This window comes from Streptomyces sp. NPDC051909 (genome assembly GCF_040681095.1).
In the GTDB taxonomy this organism is placed as follows: domain Bacteria; phylum Actinomycetota; class Actinomycetes; order Streptomycetales; family Streptomycetaceae; genus Streptomyces.
The window spans coordinates 315,964-334,672 of sequence record NZ_JBFAYA010000008.1 but is presented as its reverse complement, the minus strand read 5'-3'; the positions used below and the strand labels follow the sequence as shown (position 1 = coordinate 334,672).

Sequence of the window (18,709 nt, the reverse complement as noted above, 5' to 3'; positions counted from 1 at the left end):
GCGCGGCTCCGCCGCGTGGGCGCGACCAGGGGGCGTCAGCCCTTGACGGCTCCCGTGAGCATGCCCTTCTTGAAGTGCCGCTGGACGAACGGGGAGGCCACCGCGACCGGGATCAGCGCGAGGACCATGACGGCCATCTGCAGTCCCAGGGAGGAGAGTTGGCCGGTGCGGACCGCCTGCTGGAGGCCGGTCGGCGCCTCGGTGTTCTTCTGGACCAGTTGGATGAGCACGTTCTGCAGCGGCATCATCGACTGGTCGCTGAGGTAGATGGACGCGTTGAACCACGCGCTCCAGTACCCGACCGCGTAGAACAGCGAGACGACGGCCAGCACCGCGCGCGACAGCGGCATGATGATGGTCAGCAGGATGCGCATCTCGCTGGCCCCGTCGATGCGGGCGGACTCGGTGAGCTCGGGTGAGATCCCCATGAAGAAGGCCCGCAGGACGAGGATGTTGAAGACGCTGACGGCACTCGGCAGGATCAGCGACAGATAGGTGTCGGTGAGGCCCAGCGACTGCACCAGAAGGTACGTGGGAATGAGGCCGGCCCCGAAGAACATGGTCGCCATGATGGCCATCAGGAAGAACCGATGGCCCAGACTCCCCGGCCGCGACAGGCCGTAGGCCGCGAGCACCGACACCGTCATGGAGAACAGCGTGCCGACGAGCGTGACACCGACCGAGACCATGATGGCCCGGCTGACCTGGCCACCGCTGAGCAGTTCCGTGTAGTTGACGAGGGTGAAGCCCTGGGGGATCACGACGAGGCCGCCGACCCGGTCGATCACGGGCTTCGGGGAGAGGCTGGTGACGATCACGATCCACAGCGGACCGAGCACTCCCAGGCAGCAGAGCACGAGGAAGCCGCCCTTGGCGGTGAGTCCCGCCTTGCTCGGCGGCTCCTCCCACACAGGGCGGGCGGGAGCCTTGAGGCTGCGGATGAGCTGCGTGTTGAGGCTCACTTCTTGTACACCCCCTGCTCGCCCAGCAGGTGCGCGAACTTGTTCGCGCCCAGGACGAGACAGACTCCGATGAGTCCCTTGGCCAGGCCGACCGCGGCCGCGTAGCTGAAGTCGCCGTTCTGGATGCCCATGTTCCACACGTAGGTGTCGAGGACCTCGCTGGCCCCCGCGCCGACCGCGTACCGCTGGAGCAGGAACTGCTCGAACCCGACGCTCAGCGCGTCGCCCACCCTGAGGACGAGGAGCAGGGCGATCACCGGGCGCAGCGCCGGCAGCGTGACGTGCCACATGCGTCGCCAGCGCCCCGCGCCGTCCATGGCGGCGGCCTCGTACAGGTCGGTGCTGACGGCGGACAGCGCCGCGAGGAAGACGATGATCCCCCAGCCGGCGTCCTTCCACACGGCCTGCGCGGTGACCAGATACTTGAAGAGGTCCGCGTCGGTCATCAGGTCGAAGCCGCTCCACCCGTGCTCCTCCAGGGTCTGCGCGATGACGCCCGCGCCGCCGAGGATCTGCTGGAACACGGTGACGACGAGGACCCACGAGAAGAAGTGCGGCAGATACATGATCGCCTGCGCCACGGCCCGCACCCGGGGCCGGATCACACTGTTGATGACCAGCGCGAGGGCGATGGGGACCGGGAAGAACAGCACCAGTTGGAGCACGAACAGGACGACGGTGTTCTGCGTGGCGCTCCAGAACAGCGGGTCTTCGACCATCCGCGAGAACTGCTCGAAGCCCACCCACGGGCTGTGGAAGACCGCCGTGATGCCGTTGCTGGAGGCGTACGGGTCGTAGTCCTGGAAGGCGACGACGTTGCCGAGTAGCGGGACGTAGTTGAAGAGCAGGAGCAGGGTGATGACGGGCGACGTCATCAGGATGAGCGCGCGGTCGCGGCGCCACCGGACCCGGAGGGGGACCTTGCCCGCCCTGCCGGCCCTGCCTGCCCCGCCGGCCCTGCCTGCCCTGCCGGCCCTGAGCGGCGCGCTCTCCTTCACGGTGGCTGCGGCGGCCGCGGCCCTCGGCTCCTCGACGGCCGCGGGGGGACGCGTCCCGTCGGGCCTGCTCCCGGCCGTGATGGACATCAGTTGCCGCTGCCGTTCTTGTCGAGGAGCTGCTTGTACCAGTCGCGCAACTTGTCGCCGCCGGAGGACTTCCAGGTGGAGATGGCCTGCTGGATGTCGGAGAGCTTCTTGTTGCCGCGTACGAAGTCGATCTCCAGCTGCTCGAACTGGCTGGAGAGGGTGGCGTATCGGGTCGGCTCGACGATGTTCATGCCGTAGGTGGACGTCTTCCTGACGAAGGCGCCCTGCCGCTGCTGCCACTCGACCTGCATGCGGGTGATGTCGGGGAGGTCGGGGTGGGCGGTGTACGGGGCCGGGGCCGCCAGGAGCACCCAGGCGTTGTTCACCTCCTGGATGCCCCGGTCGTTCTTGACCGGGGCGCCGTTCTCGACCGTGTAGTGGGTGCCCTCGACGCCGTAGTCGACGAACATCCGCTCCTTGGTGCCGTAGGGTGCTGCCGCGAAGTTGGCGGCGGCCAGCGCGTTCTCGACCGTCTCCTTCGAGGCGCCCTTGCGGATCATCGACCAGATGCCGGCGGGCTGGCCGGAGTACAGCGTCGGGCTGCCGCCGTCGGCGCCGAAGTAGTCCATGCCGGAGATCTCGAACTCCGGGTTGGACCGGGCCTGTTCGGCGGTCTTGCCGTACCAGGCGGACATGTCGTCGTTGTAGACCAGGATCTGTCCGGAGGTGAACCGCTGGCTCTGGTCACCCGTGTTCGCCTTGTCGTCGGGATGGACGACGCCCGCGGCGAACAGCTTGCGGACCCACTCCAGGTGTTCGAGGTACTCGGGGTGCTCGATGCGGTACGTCAGCTTGCCGTCGCCCCCGATGTTCCAGCCGAGGGACCCGGCAGGGCGGACACCGAAGACGCCTGCCGCCGACCATCTCATGTCACCGCAGGCCCACACCTTGGCCTTGGCGCTGGTGGCCTCCTTGGCCCAGCCGAGGAACTCGTCGGCCGACTTGGGAACGGTGTAGCCCTTCTTGTCGAAGACGTCCTTGCGGTAGAAGGGCACGATGTTGGGCACGGCGGCAGCGGGCATCGGGATTCCGCGCAGCGCGCCGCCGAAGATGCTCATGCGCCAGGAGTCGGACGGGATCGCGGCCAGGTTCGGGTACTTCTTGACCTTGTCGCCCGCCAGGTAGGAGCCGAGGTCCAGGAACTTCGCGGTGACCGCGCTCGAGATCTTGCCGACCAGTTCCCAGCTCGGCACGACCACCATGTCGGGTATGGAGCTGGAGGCGAGAACGGCTCCGAGCTTCTCACCGTAGGTGATGCCGTCCTGGTTCTGCCAGGTGATCTTGGTGCCCGCCGCGGCGTCGAGCGCCGTGTAGTACGCGCACCCGGCCTTCGGCGGGGTGCCCCAGAGCGGGGCCATGATCTCGAGGGGAGCGCCGGTGCCGAGCTTCGCCGGGACCGAGCTGGCGAGGGTCGCGAGATCGACCTTGCTGGTGTAGCCCGCTGACGAGCCGTTCTTCGACGGAATGTCCGGCTGGGCGACCGTGCTGGCGACATAGGTCGGGAGCAGCTTGTCCGCGGCCTTGCCCGACGTGGCGCCCTCTCGCGACCCGCCGCTCTCCGAGTCACTGCAGGCGGTGAGGAGCGGCATTCCCCCGGCCACCGCTGCGGTGGCGACCGCCGTGGAGGCGAGAAAGCTTCTCCGGCTCAGTCCGGAGGAGGCGGCATTCGGCGTCATTGCGTCAACCCTTCGTGGCGCACCTGGACACCCGGCGGTGGGCCGTCGGCTGCGGTGTCGTGACTGGAACCGGCTGAGCTGAAAGCGGACATCCGACCACTGCGACGCGATGCGCAGTCGAAGCGCTTCGATGTTGCAGTGAGGTTAAGTGAACACCCAAGGGCGCACAAGAGTCGCTTCCAAGATTCCTCCGAGGGGCGGGAGGCGGCTCTTGGCCATTTCCTGTACGCCCTGCTTGATGCGACGGCGCTGCTCTCTTGACGCTCGCCTTGGGGTCTGCTGAGCATCGAAGCGCTTCAAGAGCACTCGCCCCTCCACCTCAAGGGGATCCCACGTATCCGCACACACGCCGCACCCCCACTCTCTCCGTCGCCGAGGACGGCCGTGTCCGAGCCTCCGCCGACCAGCCCGGAGGCTGGTTCGTCCAGGAGACCTTCCGACTGGAACCGCACGAGAACGGCCACCTCCTTCGGCACATCGCTACGGGTCATCCCCTCTCTGTCGCCGCCGACGGCATGAAGGTTGCCGACGAGAACGGGGAGATCTTCGAGGTCGTCGTCATCGAGAGCGGCGAGGATGCGGTGAACGGGGCCGCCTCGCAGGCGGACGTGGTGGTGGTGGTCGCGGGCAACGATCCGCACATCAACGGACTGGAGACCGAGGACCGCACGACCCTCGCCCTCCCGCGGCCGCCAGACGTACCTCTACTTCGAAGGCACGCCTCTCTTCTCGTTCGCCAACACCGGTGATGTCATCGCGGACGAGGTCGCCCAGCGCTACACCCGGGCCCTGGAGCCGTCGATGCCACGGCCCCGCAGGGAACTGGCCGCGCACCGTCAGCCTCGACGGCATGCCGTCCGTCCCTCGGCCGGTCATGGTGGACGGCCTGGACGCGGTGGACTTCGACGACCAGTGCACGTGACGCTGTCCGCACCGTGGCGGCGGGTGGTGACGGCGGGCCGGCTCCCGACGTGCGGCGCGGGGTTCGAACCGCCGTCGGGGCCGGCGAGCGGCGGGGGCGCGATCCCGGCAACCGGGGCCCGGCCCGCTCGAAGGGGGTGCTGCTCACCGTGGAGCCCGCGGACGGCAGACAACGGCTCTCTGGTGACTCATGACAGCAGCCCCTTCGGCTGATCGTCGAAGCGCTTCACTTGATAGCGCAAGGTAGTGAGGAACTTATGACGAAACAAGAGGGGCTGCGGCAAGGGACCCTTCCTTCTTGCCAGGCATTGACATCACATCTTAGGAGGTGACAGCGTCGAAGCGCTTCACCAACCGATGTCTATCACCTCGTGAGGTGTCCCTCCCGTGGGTTCTGCTTCCCAGCCCGCCGTCCGTCGGTGGCCGTTCCGCGATCCCGCGCTCCCGTGGAACCAGCGCGTCGACCACCTGACGCAACGCCTCACACTCGACGAGCGGATCGCTCTGCGTCACGACCAACGGCACGGCGGGGCCTGGCTCGGCGGGGCCACGGTATGCCCGCAAGCGGTGGGGCTGCGGCCGCGGCTCCGACCTGCCCATCCGACTGGCCTGGCCGCGCCGGCCGTCACGCCCTACCACGGGGATCTCCCGCAGTCCTTGGCCACTCCGTCCCATGGCGGCTCCGCCGGGGGCGGTGGCCGGCGCGTCAGGGAGACCGTCGAGGCGTTCGCGCAGTACGCGGCCCTCGCGGCCGAGCGCTACGGCGACCGGGTCGAGCGCTGGATCACTCTCGACGAGCCGTACTGCTCCGCCTTCGTCGGCGGCGCCGAGGGGCTGCACGCGCCCGGCGCCCATCCCGGGGACCGGGCCACCTGGACCGGGCTGCTCCTCGCCGGAGGCCACCCCTCGCACGAGGCCGACACCTGGGCCGGCCTCGCCGCCGGCCCCTGGCAGTTGCCCGGTGACCTGGAGCTCCTCCGCGACCTGCACTCCCGCTACCCGCGCCCCCACCAGTCTGGATCACCGAGAACAGCTCAGCCGAGGACGACGCCCTCGCCCCCGACGATCCGGTCCACGAGCCGGACCGGATCGCCTACCTGGCCGACCACTTCGCCGCCGTCGCGGATGCCGTCGCGGCCGGGGTGGAGCACGCCTACCCGAACGCCCGAGGACAGCCACCACTGGCACCGGGGCCTGATCACCGCGCACCGCGCGCGGACGGAGGAAGCCACCCGATGAAGTTCACCGACGGCTACTGGCTGATGCGTCCCGGAGTGACCGCGCGCTACGCCACCGAGGTCGCGGACGTCCGGGCCGACGAGCACCGGGTAACCCTCTACACGCCGGTCAAGCATGTGCGCGGCCGCGGCGGCATGCTCAACAGCGCGCTGCTGACGGTCGAGTGCTGGTCGCCGGCCGAGGGCGTGATCGGGGTACGTGCCACCCACCACGCCGGCTCGGTGCGCCGGGGGCCGGAGTTCGCACTGCCCGGCACGCAACCGGATGTGGGAAAGGTGTACCGGGACGGCGCGGTGGTCGAGCTCGGAGCGGGTGAGCTGACGCTGCGGGTGGACACCTCCCAGCCGTGGCGCCTGGAGTTCTCCGCCGGCGGCCGCGAGCTGACCTCCGTGGGCGAGCGCGGCATCGGCTTCGTCACCGACGCGGCCGACCGGCACCACATGCTGGGCCAACTCGCTCTGGGCGTCGGCGAGCTGGTGTACGGACTCGGTGAGCGTTTCACTCCGTTCGTCAAGAACGGCCAGGTGGTGGACATCTGGCAGGCGGACGGCGGCACGAGCAGCGAGCAGGCGTACAAGAACGTCCCCTTCCACCTGACGAACCGCGGCTACGGGGTCTTCGTCAACCATCCCGGCAGGGTGAGTTACGAGGTCGGCTCCGAGTCGGTCGGCCAGGTCCAGTTCAGTGTCGAGGACCAGTCGCTGGAGTTCTTCGTCGTCCACGGCCCGACCCCGAAGCAGGTCCTGGAGCGTTACACGGCCCTCTCCGGCCGCCCCGCGCTGCCGCCGGCCTGGGCGCTCGGCCTGTGGCTGACCACCTCCTTCACCACCGACTACGACGAGGCCACCGTCAACCGGTTCGTGGGCGGCATGGTCGAACGCGGCATCCCGCTCAGCGTGTTCCACTTCGACTGCTTCTGGATGCGCGGCTACCAGTGGTGCGACTTCGAATGGGACTCCGACACCTTCCCCGACCCGACCGGCATGCTCACCCGCCTCAAGGAGCAGGGGCTGCGGATCTCCGCCTGGATCAACCCGTACATCGCGCAGAAGTCGGCGCTGTTCGAGGAGGGCATGCGCGAGGACCACCTGGTGCGGCGCCCGGACGGCAGCGTGTGGCAGTGGGACCTGTGGCAGCCGGGCATGGCCCTGGTGGACTTCACCAACCCCGCCGCCCGCGCCTGGTACACCGACAAGCTCCGCACCCTCCTCGACATGGGCGTGGACTGCTTCAAGACCGACTTCGGCGAGCGCATCCCCACCGACGTCGTCTGGCACGACGGCTCCGACCCCGAGCGGATGCACAATTACTACACCCACCTCTACAACGAGGCCGTGTTCGAGCTGCTGCGCGAGGTACGCGGCGAGGGCGAGGCGCTGCTGTTCGCCCGCTCAGCCACCGCCGGCGGCCAGCAGTACCCGGTGCACTGGGGCGGTGACTGCGAGTCCCACTTCAACGCCATGGCCGAGTCGTTGCGCGGCGGACTCTCCCTCGGCCTGTCCGGCTTCGGCTTCTGGAGCCACGACATCGGCGGCTTCGAAGGCACCCCGACGCCCACCGTCTTCAAGCGCTGGGTGCAGTTCGGTCTCCTCTCCTCGCACAGCCGCCTGCACGGCAGCAAGTCGTACCGCGTGCCATGGGACTACGGCGAGGAGGCCGTCGAGGTCACCCGCGAGTTCACCCTGCTCAAGCACCGCCTCGCCCCCTACCTCCAGCGCGCCGCCCAGCAGGCGCACGCCGGCGGAGTCCCCGTCATGCGGGCCATGGTCCTCGAGTTCCCCGACGACCCGGCCGCCGCCACGCTCGACCGGCAGTACATGCTCGGCGACGACCTGCTCGTCGCCCCCGTCTTCACCGACGACGGCACGGTCGACTACTACGTGCCCGAGGGAACCTGGACGAACATCCTGACCGGCGCCCAGGCCACCGGCCCCCGCTGGGTCCGCGAGCAGCACGACTTCCACACCCTGCCCCTGCTCGCCCGCCCCGACTCGGTCATCCCGCTCGCCGCGGACGACCAGCGCCCGGTCTCCGCCTGGGCGGACGGTGTCGAACTGCGGGTGCACGCCTTCGCCGACGGCGCCGAGCGCACCGTCGTGATCCCCAGCACCGACGGCCCCGGTGAGACTGCCCGCTTCCACCTGTGCCGCCGTGGCGGCCGCCTGCACGTGACCACCGACAGCCCGCACCCGTGGCAGCTGCGGATCGGCAGCCCGAACGCGACGTTGCACACCCGGCCGGCCGGCACCTCGGAGGCCGACCTGCCGTACCCGGCCTGAACCGGACATTCGGGGTGGGGCTCTCGGTATCGTCGAGTGCACCGCGTGGGACAGGGCCGCCGACCGCCTGACCCGCCCGGCCGAGGCGGCGGCACGCCGCGAGACACCCGTGCATCTGCTGTACCGCCAGCACACGAGGAATCCTCTGGTCAGCCACTCGCCGAAGAAGCCGGGCTTCTTTAGCGGAGGCACGAAAGGAGGCACCCGACCTGGGCTTCTGCCCGTCAGGCGCCGCTCGCATCGTGCGAACCGGCCACCGACTCCGCCTCCGGGAGGTCGGCTCTGACGACGATCGACACGGCCACCGCTCGCTGCCGGGCGGGCGGGAGCAGTTCCCTCATGAGGCGGATCACCGCCGGAGTGAACAGGGGATACAGCGCGCAGTCGTCGACACTCAGCGCCTCCCGGTGCACCACCTCGACGTCCCGGAATCCGGCCTTCTCCAGCTTCCGTACGAACGCGGGCTCCGAGAGCGCGCCGGCGACGCAGCCCGCCCAGGCGGCCGGCTGGGTGAGGATCTCCGGCGGGAGGTCGTTCTGCCCGACGGTCAGGTCCGACACGCACAGCCGTCCACCGGGCCGCAGGACGCGGGCGCATTCGGCCATCACCCGCGACTTCCTCGGGGAGAGGTTGACGACACCGTTCGAGATGATCAGATCGACCGTGCCGTCGGGCAAGGGAATGTCCTCCATCTCGCCTTCCAGCGGGTCGACGTTGGCAAGACCGGCCTCGGACACGGCCTTCGCCGTCCGCGCGAGCATCTCGGGGAGGAAGTCGAGCGCGATCACCCGGCCGGGGAGGCCGGTACGCCGGGCGGCGAGGATCGTGTCGATGCCGCCGCCGCACCCGATGTCGAGGACGCGCTCGCCGGGCCGGATGCCGGCGTGACGGAGGTGATCGGCCACGCCCAGCGAGCGGTCGATCGCGGACTGCGGGACGTCCGCGAGCTCGTCGGCGCCGTACAGGCGGCGGGCCACCGCGGCCGTGGTCGGGGGAACGTTCCGGTAGGCGGCGCGGACCAGGTCCTTCACCTCGGCGCTGTGCATCAGGTCCCTCGTCATGGCTCCAGCTCCTCGAGGGCCCGGTTCAGGCGCCGCAGGACGTCGCCGGGAATCTCCGCGCGGCCGGACGCGGCCAGGAATCTCCGAAGTTCCTCGGCGAACTCCAGCTCGCCGCAGCAGCGCAGGCAGCCGGCCAGGTGCTCCTCCAGTGCGGCCCGGTCCGCCCCGCCGAGGGTGGCGTCGAGGTACTCCCAGAGCCGCTGGGTGGCCTCGGAACAGGTGATCAACGCGACGCACCCTCTTTCAGCAGCCCGTGCTCCTCCGCGTACTCCCACAGCTGCATCTCGAACAGCTTGCGCCCGCGGTGCAGCCGGGCCAGTACGGTCCCGAGCGGCGCGTCGAGCATGGCCGCGGCCTCCCGCGCGAGGAATCCCTCCATGTGGACCAGGACGAGCGGGACCCGGTAGAGCTCGGGGAGCCTCATCAGCACCGCTCTCACGTCCTCGTTCCCGAATTCGGCGAGGAAGTCGAGATGCAGCGAGTCCGAATACGGAAACGGATCCTCATAGGCGATCTTCCGGTACAGGGAGAAGTCCTCCGCCTCGTCGAAACGGACCTGCACGGGCTGCCGGGCTCTCGAACGGCCGAGGTCACGGCAGCAGTTGACGAGGATCTTGCGCAGCCACGCGGGACCGGCGGCGGTGTCGTGGAGGCGCCCGTACCCCTGGAACGCCTTGAGCAGGCAATCCTGCACCGCATCCTCGGCGTCCTCGCCGACGAGGGCCCGGGCGATCGAATAGAGGCGAGGGAGCTGCTCGCGCGCGAGGCGGCGGAACTCCTCCGCCCTTCTGGTCCGAATCTCCTGCATGGACGGCACACACCTTGGGACGACCCCAGCGGCTATTTTATTGCGTTCCATTCCGATTTTCGGCGCGGGCAATAATCCGGGGATCGGCGCCGTCCTCGTACTCACAGGCACCAGCTCTGCCGAAAGAGGGCGAAGGCCATGGCCACGGTGAATACTCTGGACCTGGACGAGAAGGTCCGGGCTCTGTACCGCCTGGTGGCGCAGGAGCCACACGGCTCCTACCACTTCGAGATGGGCCGCGACCTGGCCCGTCGCCTGGGCTATCCCGCCGGTCTGCTGGACCGCGTTCCGGCCGGGGCCGTCGAGTCCTTCGCCGGGGTCGGATACTTCCTCGACCTGGCCGCGCTCGGCGAGGGCGAGCGCGTCATCGACCTGGGCAGCGGCTCCGGCACGGACTCCTTCTGTGCCGCAGAGCAGGTCACAGCCTCAGGACGGGTCGTCGGTGTCGACTTCACGCCAGCGCAGCTGGACAAGGCCCGGCGGCTCGCCGAGGCAGGCGGCTTCGACCAGGTCGAGTTCCGCGAGGGCCGCATCGAGTCACTGCCCGCCGAGGACGCCGGCTTCGACTGTGCGATCTCCAACGGCGTCATCAACCTCGCCGCCGTCAAGGAGCGGGTCTTCGCCGAAGCGGCACGCGTCCTGCGCCCCGGAGGCCGCCTCGTACTCGCCGACATCGTCACCGAGCAGCCGCTGGCCGAGGCCATCGTCTGCGACGCTGGCCTCTGGGCCTCGTGCATCGGCGGCGCCGCCCACGAGACCACGTACCGGCAGGCCATCGAGAACGCCGGACTGCGGATCAAGGAACTCCGCGGCAACGTCTATGAGTTCCTCTCCGGCCAGGCCCGCCGGGCGAGCGCCAGATACGGCGTCAAGAGCATCTCCCTGCTCGCGGTCAAGCCGGACTGAGGACCGCCCGCCCACTCCGATGGCCCTCTCGTCTCTGACGGGAGCGGCCGAGGGCGGTGCCTGCTCTCGCCAGGGTCGGTCGAGGTCGGTCACGATCCGACAACGGACCGTCGCCGTGGATGGTTTGCCGCTGCCGCTCGCCCGGGCAGGCGCCCCGCCGACCGGCGGCACCTCTGGACCTCGGGCCGCACACTCCGTCATACTTCTGCCAGGATTCATGCTCGAAAGTGCTCGAAGAGTGGCCATATCGATCAGCCTCACGCGCCGAGGCGATCCCGGCTACCACTCGTCGCCCGGCTCACCAGGGAGTCACTCCACATGTCCACCACCTGCCGCACCACCGTCGAGATCACCTCACAACCGGACACCTGGCTACGGGCCAAGGCCTCACCGGCCCTCCACGCCGACGCCCTCGGGAGCGCCCATGCGTGACGAGACCGAGGAGCGGGGCTGCGTCGTCGCGCTGGACGTGGGCGGGACCGGTATGAAGGGCGCACTCGTCGACCGCGACATGACGGTCCTGCACACCGTGCGCAGGGCGACGCCCCGCAGATGGGGCGCGGACGCGGTGATCGCCGAGATCGCGGCCGTTCTGCACGAACTCGACAGGAACGCCGTCACGCGCCGACTGGCCGTGCGGGGTGCGGGGGTGGTGGTCCCCGGAATCGTCGACGAGGAGAGGCGGACCGCCGTCCACTCGGCCAACCTCGGCTGGCGTGACCTGCCGCTCGCGGACTACCTGGAAGAGGCCTCGGGCCTGCCCGTGACCCTGGGACACGACGTACGGGCCGGCGGGGTCGCCGAGTGCCGGCTCGGCGCGGCCCGGGGCGCGCACGACGTCTGGTTCGTGCCCGTCGGGACCGGCATCTCCGCGGCGGTCTTCTGCGAGGGGCGGCCGGTCCGTGCCGGCGGTTACGCGGGCGAGCTCGGGCATGTGGTGGTCGACCCCGGCGGGGAGCCCTGCGCCTGCGGTGCCCGGGGATGTCTGGAGGGTGTGGCGTCGGCCGCGGCCGTCGCCGCGGCGTACAGCGCACGCTCCGGGCACCCGGTCGAGGGGGCCGCCGCGGTGGCGGAGCGGCTCAGGCAGGGCGATCCGGACGCGCGGGCGGTGTGGGCCCGGGCTGTCGAGGCCCTGAGTGCGGCTCTGGCCACGGCCACGACCCTGTTCGCGCCCGAGGTCGTCGTCCTCGGCGGCGGCCTTGCCGAAGCCGGAGATCTGCTCCTGGGTCCCCTGCGCGCGTCCCTCGCCCGACGCCTGACGTTCCAGCGGCGGCCCGAACTGGTTCTCGCGGAACTCGGCGACATGGCGGGATGTCTCGGCGCCGGCCTCGCCGCGTGGGAGGCGGCAGGCGGCGCGTCCTCGGCGCAGCGCCCTCCGGCGTCGCTGTGGGAGGTGGTGTCGTGATCCAGGAGGGGCATGGAGAGCTCAGGCGGTGACCACCTCGATGCCCGCCTCGGTGAGCCGGGCGGCGAGGTCCGGCGAGATGCCGGAGTCGGTGACGACGACGTCGATCCGGTCCAGGCCGCAGATCCTCGCGAAAGCGCGCTTGCCCATCTTGGAGGAGTCCGTCACCAGGATCACCTTGCGGGCACGCTCGGCGAACAGACGGCTGATGCCCGCCTCGTCCTCGTGGTGGGTCATGACACCCAGCTCCGGGTCCACGCCGTCGACTCCCAGTACGGCGACGTCGAGTACGACCTCGTTCAGCACCCCGACGGCCAGCGGGCCCACGAGCTCGTAGGTCTGCGGCCGTGCGACCCCACCCGTGGTCACGATCTTGAACTGCGGTCGCACCGCCAGCTCGCAAGCGATGTTCAGGGCGTTGGTGACGACGGTGTACATCGGGCCGGAAGGGCTCTCGCCCGGCTCGGCCGCCGGGCCTCCCGCGCGCAGAGTCAGCGCCCTCGCCACTTCGGTCGTGGTCGTTCCCCCGTTGAGGCCGATGACGTCTCCGACCGCCAGCAGGTCCGCCACGGCGCCGGCGATCCGCTGCTTCTCGGAGGCCCTGCGGGAGGACTTGTACCGCAGGGGGAGCTCGTAGGAGACGCCGTGCGCGATCGCTCCGCCCCGGGTGCGGACGAGCAGTCGCTGCTCGGCGAGCTCGTCGAGGTCCCTGCGGATGGTGGCGGGTGACACCCGCACGGCGGTGGCCGCCTCCTCCACGTCCAGCTTGCCCTCGACCGCGAGCAATTCGAGCAACCTGCTCCACCGCTCCTGCTTGGACATGCGTCACACCCTTCCCTGAGAAGTTTGATCGTAACTCCTCGGCGCCAGGCATCAGGGAGGAGCGGAATGCTCGGCCGACGCGGGCCTCGGGGGCGGGCCCCCTGAGCCACACTTGCTCGAATCTGCTCGAATTCTTGGGCATTCGCGCAACTATTGACATTCATCGAGCGCATGCCGGAGCATTGGTCTAGTCAAGCCCCTCAGCGTCCCCACGAGCCCAAGGAATCGCGTGACCACCCACCCGACCTCCCGTACGTCCGTCGAGATCGCGTCCCAGCCAGGGACATGGAAGCGTGCGGCCGAATCGGCCGCCCTCTTCGCCGAGGCCTTGCCCCGGCGGGGGGAACGCGTGGCCGTCGTCGGCTGCGGCACCTCCTGGTTCATGGCCCTCGCCTATGCGGAACTGCGGGAGAAGGGCGGCCACGGCGAGACCGACGCGTTCGCCGCCTCCGAGTTCCCGCACGGCCGGCGCTACGACCGGGTGATCGCCATCACGCGGTCCGGAACCACCACGGAGGTGCTCGACCTCCTGGGCCGGATCAAGGGCGCCATCCCCACCGGTGCCATCACGGCCGACCCCGAGACCCCCGTCATGACGGCCGCCGACGCCGTCGCCGTACTCGACTTCGCCGACGAACAGTCGGTCGTCCAGACCCGGTTCGCCACCGCGGTCCTGGCCCTGCTGCGCGCGCATCTCGAAGCCGAGAACGCGCTGCCGGCGGGGGTGCGCCCGCTGGCACGGGCCGTCCTGGACGCCGAGCGCGCGCTCGCCGAGCCGCTCGACGAATCCATCTGCGGTGCCGAGCAGTTCACCTTCCTCGGGACCGGCTGGACCTACGGCCTCGCCCTCGAAGCCGGCCTCAAGATGCGCGAGGCGGCGGGCGCCTGGACCGAGGCCTACCCGGCCATGGAGTACCGCCACGGCCCCATCAGCATCACCGGCCCCGGCCGCGTCGCCTGGCTCTTCGGCCCCGCACCGCACGGCCTCGCCGACGACATCGCCCGCGTCGGTGGCCTCCACTGCGCCGCGTCCGGCGACGAGGCCGACGCCCTCGACCCGCTCGCCGACCTCGTACGGGCCCAGCGCCTGGCCGTCCACCTCGCCGAGGCCCGCGGCTACGACCCCGACCGTCCCCGCAACCTCACCCGCTCCGTCATCCTCGGTGACGCCCGCGCCTGAGAGCCCAGTGCCGCACCCTTTCCCGCACGTTTCCCGCACGTGCCTCACGGAGAACACCCATGCCCCTGACACCCACCGCCGACATCCTCGGCCCCGCTCAGGCCGCCGGCACCGGCATCGGCGCGTTCAACGTCGTCCAGATCGAGCACGCCGAGGCCATCGTCACCGGAGCCGAGCGCGCCGGACTGCCGGTGATCCTCCAGATCAGCGAGAACACCGCCCGCTACCACGGCGCTCTCGCTCCGACGGCCCTCGCCTCCCTGGCCGTCGCCCGCGCGGCCGCGGTCCCGGTCGCGGTCCACCTCGACCACGCCGAGTCGGCGGAACTCGTGGCCGAGGCCGTGGAACTCGGCTTCGCCTCGGTCATGTTCGACGCCTCGAAGCTGCCGTACGACGCGAACGTCTCGGCCACCCGGACGATGACCGAGCTGTGTCACCGGGCCGACATCTGGATCGAGGCGGAGCTCGGTGCGGTCGGTGGCAAGGACGGTGCCCACGCTCCGGGCGTCCGCACCGATCCCGACGAGGCCCGCGCCTTCGCCGCCGCCACCGGCGTCGACGCCCTGGCCGTCGCCGTGGGCAGCTCACACGCCATGCTCACCCGCGACGCCGCACTCGACTTCGCCCTCATCGCACGTCTGAAGGCCGCGCTCGACGTCCCTCTCGTGCTCCACGGCTCCTCCGGGGTCGCCGACGCGGGTCTGGCGAAGGCGGTCGCCGCGGGCATGACGAAGGTGAACATCTCCACGCATCTCAACAAGCTCTTCACCGCGACGGTCCGCGAGCGTCTTGAGGCCTCCCCCGCTCTGGCCGACCCGCGCAAGTACCTCGGCCCGGCGCGCGACGCGGTGGCGGCGGAAGTGGCCCGGCTGCTGGGCGTCCTGGCCGGCCGCTGACCGCCCCGCGGGGTATCGGGCTCAAGGGCCACGATCAACGCTGATACGTGCCGACCAGGGTGCCGACGGCCAGTTCCCTGCCCTTGACCGCCCGGTGCACGGCATCGACGGTCGGCCGGCCGCGCAGCGGGAGCGGCTCGGACAGCGCGTACAGGCGGAAGACGTAGCGGTGCGGCCCGTGCCCCGGCGGAGGCATCGGGCCGCCCCAGCCCTGGCGCCCGAAGCCGTTGGGCCACGGCAGCCCGCCCTGGGGCTTCTGGCCCTCCTCGGCCTCGGTGACCTCCGGATCGATGCCGGTGACCAGCCAGTGGAGGAAGCTCGCACCCGGCGCGTCGGGGTCCTCACAGAGCAGCACGAGCTCCGTCGTCCCCTCGGGCGCGACCGACCAGTTCAGGGGCGGGGAGACGTTCTCTCCCTCCCCGCTGTACCGCCGTGGGATAGCGGTGTGGTCGTCGAAGGCGGCACTGCTCAGTTCCATTTCGGTCATGAGCGGCGAAATACCCGGCGGCAACCGGGCGGACACCGGCCCGCAGGGCAGTACACCCGATCAGGGGGCGGGGAGCGGGCTGGGGCCGGGGCGCCGGGGTGCCCTGGAAGCGGCGCGGGCGCGGGCTGGAGCAGGCCGTCGTCCTCGTGGTACGTGCCGCCGGGCGAGGTTGTGCGGGGATCAGCGGGCGGCGAAGGAGTGCACCGTCGTCGAGCGGTAGGTCTGTCCCGGGCGGAGCACCGTCGACGGGAAGGACGGCTGGTTGGGAGAGTCGGGGAAGTGCTGGGTCTCCAGGCAGAAGCCGTCACCCTGGCGGTAGACCTTCCCAGAGGGACCCGTCAGCGTGGCGTCGAGGAAGTTGCCGCTGTAGAACTGCACGCCGGGCTCCGTGGTCGCGATCTGCATCACGCGGCCGGAGACGGGCTCCGTCACGGTCACGGCATGCCGCGGGGTGTCGGTGAGTCCCTTGTCGAGCACGAAGTTGTGGTCGTAGCCGCGGCCGAAGACGATCTGCGGGTGCGCCTCGCGGATGTCCCGGCCGACGGGCTTGCCGCCGCGGAAGTCGAAGGGCGTGTGTGCGACCCTGGCGAGTTCGCCGGTCGGAATGAGGGTGGAGTCGACGGGGGTGTAGCGGGACGCGGCGATCCTCAGGGTGTGGTCGAGAATGCCACCGCGGCCCTCGCCCGCGAGGTTGAAGTACGTGTGGTTGGTGAGGTTGACGACGGTGGCCCTGTCCGTCGTGGCCTCGTAGTCGATGCGGAAGTCGCCGTGCGGCGTGAGGACGTAGTCGACCCGGATGCGCAGGGTGCCGGGGTAGCCCATCTCGCCGTCCGCGCTGATGTAGCGCAGGGTGAGGCCGGTGTCCGGCCCTTGGGCGTACGGCTCGACGTCCCATACGCGTTTGTCGAAGCCCTTGTCCCCGCCGTGCAGGCTGTTCGGGTCGTCGTTGACGGGGAGTCGGTACGTACGGCCGTCGAGGGTGAAGGCGCCGCCCGCGATGCGGTTGCCGTACCGGCCGATGATCGCGCCGAAGTACGGGCTGCTCGCCACGTAGTCCTCGAGCGTGTCGAAGCCCAGCGAGACGTTCGCGTACCGCCCATGCCGGTCCGGGACTTCGAGGGCCTGGACGATGCCGCCGTACGACAGCACGCGCAGCCGGGTGCCACCCGCGGCCACCGTCCACCGGTGGACGCGTGTGCCGTCGGGCAGGGTCCCGAACAGCTCCTTCGCCGGCCTTCCTCCCGGCCGTCCCCCGCCTCCCGAGGCGAACGCCGGGGCCGTCCCCACGGCCGCTGCCGCCACTCCGGCGGCGCCCGCCGCCATCACCGTGCGCCTGTCGATGGTCATGTCGTTGTGGCTCCTGAACGTAGAAAGAAGTTTGATGTCCCGGCCGCGTTCGACGTCGCGGCCGTGGCGGGCCCGGTGGTCTGCCGGGCCCGCCTCCCGGCTCCGCACCGGAGCCGGGGTCATGTCCTCAGCGCTGCAGCGTCAGCAGGCCCGGCCGGTAGGGCCACAGGCCGTAGTCGCCGCCGGAGTTGGGATCGCGCCCCTGGTAGAGGAACCGCAGGTTGCACGGATCGACGGTCATCGTCTGATCGGGGCCGGTGCGGATCAGTTCGCCGTGGCTGATGTCGTTGGTCCAGGTCGCGCCGCTGTTGGCCTTGCCGGCGAAGGGATTGCTCTCGGTCGCCGCCTGGGGTGTCCACGCGCCGTTCAGGCTGGTGGCCGTGAACGAGCGGAAGTACCGGCCCTGCGAGCCGATCGCCTCGACGATCATGAGGTAGCGGTTCTGGCCCTGGAGCTTGTAGACCTGGGGGGCCTCGAACAGGTTGTTGGTCGTGTCGCTCATGATCACGGTCGAGCTCGTGCCGAAACTGCCCGGGAAGTTCCCGATCGGCATGCTGGCCCGGTAGATCTTGCCGTTGTCGCCGGCGAAGAACAGGTACATGTTCGTGCCGTCACCGATGAGCGTCTGGTCGATGGGCCCGGTTCCGGAGCCGGTGATGCTGCCGGAGAAGAGCTCCTGCTCCGCCGACCAGCCGTTCGGGTTGGTGGGGTCGCTCGACGTCCGGTAGGAGAAGGCGGTCCTGCCCCACTGGTAGGAGAGCACCCAGATGTTCTTCGGAGCGAAGTAGAAGAGCGTGGGCGCGACGGTGGACGTCGACATCGTGTTCTGGCCGGCCGAGGCCATCTCCGACCAGTTGGTGAACGGGCTGAAGTTCATCGAACCCCACCTCGTCCCGGTGTCGTGCGTCGTGGCGTAGACGAGTTGCCGGCCGTTGTAGGGCACGACGGTGAAGTCCTTGAGCGCGACCCAGCCCGGCTTGGGCTGCGCCAGCGCGCCCGTCGACGTCCAGCGGTACGTGGACGGAAGAGCGCACGCGCCGGGGTCGCCGCCGCCGACCTTGACGAGCTGCCACTGCTGGTTGGCTCCGCCCCAGTCGTCGTACTGGACGATGTTCGCGCCGTCGGCGGTGGAGCCGCCCTGCACTTCGAGGGCCTTGCCGCTGTGGCGCGCGATGAGCCTCACGTTACCGTCCGGGCTGTCGGCCAGCCGCCACTGCTGGTTGGTGCCGTTCAGGTCGGTCCACTGGACGATCGCGCCGCCGTTGGCGGTGGACCTGCCCTGGACGTCCAGCACCTTGCCCGAGTGGCGGGACTTGATGCGGTAGTAGCCGTCCCCGGAGTCGACGAACTGCCATTGCTGCTGGTTCTGGTCGTTCCTGGTCCACTGGGTGATGCGGGCCCCGTCATTGGTCGCCAGGTTGTAGACGTCCAGGGCCTTGCCGCTGTTGCGGTTGACCAGCACATAGAAGGCGTTGGTGTCGACGGTCGCCGCGGCGGCGGGCTGGGCACCGAAGAAGGTGGCCAGGAGCAGCAGGGGCGAAAGGACGGCGAGCAGGCGTTTCGTTAAGCGCACCGGTGACCGATGGTGAAACGGCATCAGAACCGCTCCTTCGAGGTGTGGGGTGTGGGGGGCGA

The 18,709-nt window shown here is 70.1% G+C and carries 16 protein-coding genes and 1 pseudogene; 7 read left to right on the top strand and 10 right to left on the bottom strand.

Annotated elements, in window-relative coordinates; translation table 11 throughout:
* Positions 1-35 precede the first annotated feature (35 nt).
* The 3 genes from AB0M18_RS16145 to AB0M18_RS16135 are packed head-to-tail and all read right to left on the bottom strand — an operon-like array spanning position 36 to position 3,723.
* A complete protein-coding gene (locus tag AB0M18_RS16145) occupies positions 36-962 on the bottom strand; it encodes a carbohydrate ABC transporter permease (RefSeq protein ID WP_365758225.1) in 927 nt (308 codons plus the stop codon).
* Positions 959-2,047 carry an ABC transporter permease subunit gene (locus AB0M18_RS16140; RefSeq protein ID WP_365758223.1) on the bottom strand — a complete coding sequence of 363 codons (1,089 nt, stop codon included), beginning with the start codon at positions 2,045-2,047 and terminating at the stop codon, positions 959-961. The genes AB0M18_RS16145 and AB0M18_RS16140 overlap by 4 nt, the downstream gene beginning before the upstream one ends.
* Complete coding sequence (locus AB0M18_RS16135; protein ID WP_365758221.1) at positions 2,047-3,723, bottom strand: extracellular solute-binding protein; 1,677 nt, start codon at positions 3,721-3,723, stop codon at positions 2,047-2,049. Before AB0M18_RS16135 ends, AB0M18_RS16140 begins: the two co-directional genes overlap by 1 nt.
* Before the next feature lie 362 nt (positions 3,724-4,085).
* Between AB0M18_RS16135 and AB0M18_RS16130 the strand changes: the two are divergent.
* The 3 genes and pseudogenes from AB0M18_RS16130 to yicI form a co-directional block, all read left to right on the top strand.
* A pseudogene (locus tag AB0M18_RS16130) lies at positions 4,086-4,563 on the top strand (hypothetical protein); the annotation flags it as partial.
* A 468-nt stretch (positions 4,564-5,031) separates the two neighbouring features.
* Positions 5,032-5,883, top strand: a complete 852-nt coding sequence (locus tag AB0M18_RS16125) for a family 1 glycosylhydrolase (protein WP_365758219.1) — start codon at positions 5,032-5,034, stop codon at positions 5,881-5,883.
* Positions 5,880-8,162 carry an alpha-xylosidase gene (yicI, locus tag AB0M18_RS16120; RefSeq protein WP_365758217.1) on the top strand — a complete coding sequence of 761 codons (2,283 nt, stop codon included), beginning with the start codon at positions 5,880-5,882 and terminating at the stop codon, positions 8,160-8,162. The genes AB0M18_RS16125 and yicI overlap by 4 nt, the downstream gene beginning before the upstream one ends.
* 224 nt (positions 8,163-8,386) lie before the next feature.
* Here the strand turns inward: yicI and AB0M18_RS16115 are convergent, their stop codons facing one another.
* The 3 genes from AB0M18_RS16115 to AB0M18_RS16105 are packed head-to-tail and all read right to left on the bottom strand — an operon-like array spanning position 8,387 to position 10,031.
* Positions 8,387-9,223, bottom strand: coding sequence for a methyltransferase domain-containing protein (locus AB0M18_RS16115; protein WP_365758215.1), 837 nt, complete (start codon positions 9,221-9,223; stop codon positions 8,387-8,389).
* Complete coding sequence (locus tag AB0M18_RS16110) at positions 9,220-9,450, bottom strand: zf-HC2 domain-containing protein (protein ID WP_365758213.1); 231 nt, start codon at positions 9,448-9,450, stop codon at positions 9,220-9,222. The genes AB0M18_RS16115 and AB0M18_RS16110 overlap by 4 nt, the downstream gene beginning before the upstream one ends.
* A complete protein-coding gene (locus tag AB0M18_RS16105; RefSeq protein WP_365758211.1) occupies positions 9,447-10,031 on the bottom strand; it encodes a sigma-70 family RNA polymerase sigma factor in 585 nt (194 codons plus the stop codon). The genes AB0M18_RS16110 and AB0M18_RS16105 overlap by 4 nt, the downstream gene beginning before the upstream one ends.
* A 138-nt stretch (positions 10,032-10,169) precedes the next feature.
* Between AB0M18_RS16105 and AB0M18_RS16100 the strand changes: the two genes are divergently transcribed.
* Together AB0M18_RS16100 and AB0M18_RS16095 are read left to right on the top strand one after the other, a co-directional pair.
* Positions 10,170-10,937 (top strand): methyltransferase domain-containing protein, encoded by a 768-nt coding sequence (locus AB0M18_RS16100; protein ID WP_365758209.1) that lies wholly within the window; start codon positions 10,170-10,172, stop codon positions 10,935-10,937.
* Positions 10,938-11,361: 424 nt separating this feature from the next.
* A complete protein-coding gene (locus tag AB0M18_RS16095) occupies positions 11,362-12,342 on the top strand; it encodes an ROK family protein (RefSeq protein ID WP_365758207.1) in 981 nt (326 codons plus the stop codon).
* 21 nt (positions 12,343-12,363) lie between these two features.
* Here AB0M18_RS16095 and AB0M18_RS16090 read toward each other — a convergent pair whose 3' ends face one another.
* Positions 12,364-13,164, bottom strand: a complete 801-nt coding sequence (locus tag AB0M18_RS16090; RefSeq protein WP_365758205.1) for a DeoR/GlpR family DNA-binding transcription regulator — start codon at positions 13,162-13,164, stop codon at positions 12,364-12,366.
* A gap of 229 nt (positions 13,165-13,393) precedes the next feature.
* Between AB0M18_RS16090 and AB0M18_RS16085 the strand changes: the two genes are divergently transcribed.
* Together AB0M18_RS16085 and AB0M18_RS16080 are read left to right on the top strand one after the other, a co-directional pair.
* Positions 13,394-14,344 carry a sugar isomerase gene (locus AB0M18_RS16085; protein ID WP_365758203.1) on the top strand — a complete coding sequence of 317 codons (951 nt, stop codon included), beginning with the start codon at positions 13,394-13,396 and terminating at the stop codon, positions 14,342-14,344.
* A 59-nt stretch (positions 14,345-14,403) separates the two neighbouring features.
* The gene (locus AB0M18_RS16080) at positions 14,404-15,240 is read left to right on the top strand and encodes a class II fructose-bisphosphate aldolase (protein WP_365758201.1); all 837 of its coding nucleotides are present in this window, start codon (positions 14,404-14,406) and stop codon (positions 15,238-15,240) included.
* A gap of 34 nt (positions 15,241-15,274) precedes the next feature.
* Here the strand turns inward: AB0M18_RS16080 and AB0M18_RS16075 are convergent, their stop codons facing one another.
* From AB0M18_RS16075 to AB0M18_RS16065, 3 genes are all read right to left on the bottom strand, one after another.
* Positions 15,275-15,727, bottom strand: coding sequence for a YbhB/YbcL family Raf kinase inhibitor-like protein (locus tag AB0M18_RS16075; protein WP_365758199.1), 453 nt, complete (start codon positions 15,725-15,727; stop codon positions 15,275-15,277).
* Positions 15,728-15,907: 180 nt separating this feature from the next.
* Positions 15,908-17,074: an aldose epimerase family protein gene (locus AB0M18_RS16070; RefSeq protein WP_365758197.1), complete on the bottom strand. Its 1,167-nt coding sequence runs from the start codon at positions 17,072-17,074 to the stop codon at positions 15,908-15,910.
* A gap of 127 nt (positions 17,075-17,201) precedes the next feature.
* The gene (locus AB0M18_RS16065; RefSeq protein ID WP_365758195.1) at positions 17,202-18,671 is read right to left on the bottom strand and encodes a non-reducing end alpha-L-arabinofuranosidase family hydrolase; all 1,470 of its coding nucleotides are present in this window, start codon (positions 18,669-18,671) and stop codon (positions 17,202-17,204) included.
* Between the last annotated feature and the right edge of the window lie 38 nt (positions 18,672-18,709).

Excerpts from the sequence above, each read along its gene's own strand:
- AB0M18_RS16090 (WP_365758205.1), bottom strand. The coding sequence starts at position 13,164 with ATGTCCAAGCAGGAGCGGTGGAGCAGGTTGCTCGAATTGCTCGCGGTC.
- AB0M18_RS16065 (WP_365758195.1), bottom strand. The coding sequence starts at position 18,671 with ATGCCGTTTCACCATCGGTCACCGGTGCGCTTAACGAAACGCCTGCTC.
- AB0M18_RS16075 (WP_365758199.1), bottom strand. The coding sequence starts at position 15,727 with ATGACCGAAATGGAACTGAGCAGTGCCGCCTTCGACGACCACACCGCT.
- yicI (WP_365758217.1), top strand. The coding sequence starts at position 5,880 with ATGAAGTTCACCGACGGCTACTGGCTGATGCGTCCCGGAGTGACCGCG.
- AB0M18_RS16115 (WP_365758215.1), bottom strand. The coding sequence starts at position 9,223 with ATGACGAGGGACCTGATGCACAGCGCCGAGGTGAAGGACCTGGTCCGC.
- AB0M18_RS16140 (WP_365758223.1), bottom strand. The coding sequence starts at position 2,047 with ATGTCCATCACGGCCGGGAGCAGGCCCGACGGGACGCGTCCCCCCGCG.
- AB0M18_RS16070 (WP_365758197.1), bottom strand. The coding sequence starts at position 17,074 with ATGACCATCGACAGGCGCACGGTGATGGCGGCGGGCGCCGCCGGAGTG.
- AB0M18_RS16105 (WP_365758211.1), bottom strand. The coding sequence starts at position 10,031 with ATGCAGGAGATTCGGACCAGAAGGGCGGAGGAGTTCCGCCGCCTCGCG.
- AB0M18_RS16135 (WP_365758221.1), bottom strand. The coding sequence starts at position 3,723 with ATGACGCCGAATGCCGCCTCCTCCGGACTGAGCCGGAGAAGCTTTCTC.
- AB0M18_RS16080 (WP_365758201.1), top strand. The coding sequence starts at position 14,404 with ATGCCCCTGACACCCACCGCCGACATCCTCGGCCCCGCTCAGGCCGCC.
- AB0M18_RS16100 (WP_365758209.1), top strand. The coding sequence starts at position 10,170 with ATGGCCACGGTGAATACTCTGGACCTGGACGAGAAGGTCCGGGCTCTG.
- AB0M18_RS16095 (WP_365758207.1), top strand. The coding sequence starts at position 11,362 with ATGCGTGACGAGACCGAGGAGCGGGGCTGCGTCGTCGCGCTGGACGTG.